Raw genomic sequence first — 1,991 nt, 5'->3', positions numbered from 1 at the left:
GCGATGGGCGCTGCCGCCCGGCCGGCTCGTCGGCCCGATGGGTCCTGCCCGGAGCCTGCTCGGAGAACCTGCGGTGGACGCCTCCCGCGTCGTCGACCGCCGAAACCCGGTCATCCTCGGGCGGATGCGGTTCGGCAGGGACGTCGATGATCGGGCTCTCCTCGGTGTCGGGGGCGTGGGCGTCGTCCTCGTCGACCTCCTCGGCGTCGATCCGGCTGCTGCTGACCCGTCCCGCCTTGTCCGCGCCGGCCCATTCACCGAACACCCGCGCGCTGGTCCTGTCGGTCTCGATCGCCTGCCGGTGGGACAGATCGGTGTCGAACAGGAACTCCAGATTCGCCCGCAGCGCGGCCAATTCGGCCCGCAGGGCCGACACCTCGTCGGACGATTGTGAGCGCAGTTCCGAGGCGAGCTCGCGACGCAACTGGGTCTCGACGGCGAGCTCGTACTCCCTCCGTGCCGAGATCTCACGGTCCAGCTGCAAGTCGTATACGAGCTTGAGATCCCGCACCTTCGCCTGGTCGCTGTCGCTCTGCCTGCGGTAGATCACCGACACGAACGCGGCGACGACCGCGGCCCACAACGCCAAGATGACGGCGAGCTTCAGCAACTCGACACGATTGGTGAAAACCAGCGCCGAACTCGCCGCGATCGCAAGCACCAGCAACACCGTCATCAGGATCCACCCCGGCCGGCGGGCGCCGCGCCGAATGCGCGCGCCGCGGGTCGGATCGGTCATGGGCCGACTGTACCCGCCACAGGTCACCTAGCGTGTCGACCCCGTACGGCGATTCGGCGCGTGGACCGGCGAATTCGGTCAGCCGGGCGCCGAATCGGTGTTCTCCGGCCGCTCGTCCGGAGACCTGCAGCAATGCTGTAACCACAGGGCCGCGACGACCAGCGCGAGCGCACACAACCCCGCGACCACGGCGCCCGGCATGTCCTCGGCGGCCACCCGCAGCGTGCTCCGTCGCGGCAGCAGGTAGACCACCACTGCCAGCCACCACCCGAGCACGACACTGCCCATCCATGCCGACGCCTTGGCGATCAGTACCGACCGCGCCACCGCGATCGGATGCAACCGCCCCGCTCCGACCCCGATCGCGCCCTCGCCGATCCTGGCCCGGACATAGAACCCCCAGCCTGCGAGCGCAATGGCAACGCCCAGCAGCGACACCCCGGTCCACCCGGTGATCGGCGGGAAGTACCGATAGGTGGCGCGCACCAGCAGATACCCCACCACCGCGGTGACCGCCACGGCGACAACCAGATCGCGCCTACTGGTCGGGCCCATCAGCCGGTCAACTGCCGTCGCCCAGGCGCAACGTCTGTCCGGTCAGCCGGACCCCGGCGCGCTCCGCGGGGTCCACGTCCTCGAGGAGGTGCGCGATGCTGCTCACCCGGCCGGCGACGGTCAGCGTGGCCTGCGGATCGACCGCCGCCCACGGCTCCAGCACGAACGCCCGGACATGAGCGAACGGGTGGGGCAGGGTCAGGACCTCGTCGTGCACCGTCACCTCACCGTCGGAGTCGCGGCAGCTGACCAGGTCGACGTCCAGCGTCCTGGGCCCCCACCGCTGCGCCCGAACCCGCTGCGCCGCATCCTCGAGCTGGTGGGCGCGACGGAGCCAACCGTGCGGATCCAGATCCGGATCATCGCCGAGGACAACGGCATTCAGAAAGGGACCCTGATCGACGCCACCCCACGCATCGGTCTCGTACACCGGCGACACCGCCACCACCGTGCCGCCGAGACCGTCCACCACCGACTGCAGCCGCGCCAACCGGTCGCCGAGGTTCGAACCGATGGACAACACCACTGCCGTCACTGGGCTCCCTTACCGCCACGGCGTGACCGGCGGGCCGTCACGGCGACGTCGGCGAACTCCAGCGGGATGGGTGCGCCCGGCTTGTGAACCACCACCTCGACGGCGTGCACCCGCTGGTCGGCCATCACGTCCTCGGCGATCTCCCCCGCGACGGTCTCGATG

General features: G+C 70.2%; 4 protein-coding genes. All 4 read right to left on the bottom strand.

Going from position 1 to position 1,991, the window contains the following annotated elements; all coding sequences use genetic code 11:
- On the bottom strand, window positions 1-739 hold a 739-nt coding region (locus tag WA965_RS21730), incomplete at its 3' end, for a DUF6779 domain-containing protein (protein WP_526448064.1).
- A gap of 78 nt (window positions 740-817) precedes the next feature.
- A complete protein-coding gene (locus WA965_RS21725) occupies window positions 818-1,294 on the bottom strand; it encodes a DUF3180 family protein (RefSeq protein WP_526298173.1) in 477 nt (158 codons plus the stop codon).
- Between the two features lie 7 nt (window positions 1,295-1,301).
- Complete coding sequence (gene folK, locus WA965_RS21720) at window positions 1,302-1,829, bottom strand: 2-amino-4-hydroxy-6-hydroxymethyldihydropteridine diphosphokinase (protein WP_526298174.1); 528 nt, start codon at window positions 1,827-1,829, stop codon at window positions 1,302-1,304.
- Window positions 1,826-1,991, bottom strand: a 166-nt coding sequence (locus WA965_RS21715) for a dihydroneopterin aldolase (RefSeq protein ID WP_526448065.1), incomplete at its 5' end; no start/stop codon positions are given. The genes WA965_RS21715 and folK, both read right to left, overlap by 4 nt.

Source organism: Mycobacterium sp. (assembly GCF_049683935.1).
GTDB lineage: Bacteria > Actinomycetota > Actinomycetes > Mycobacteriales > Mycobacteriaceae > Mycobacterium.
This window is presented reverse-complemented; position numbering and strand designations above follow the sequence as displayed.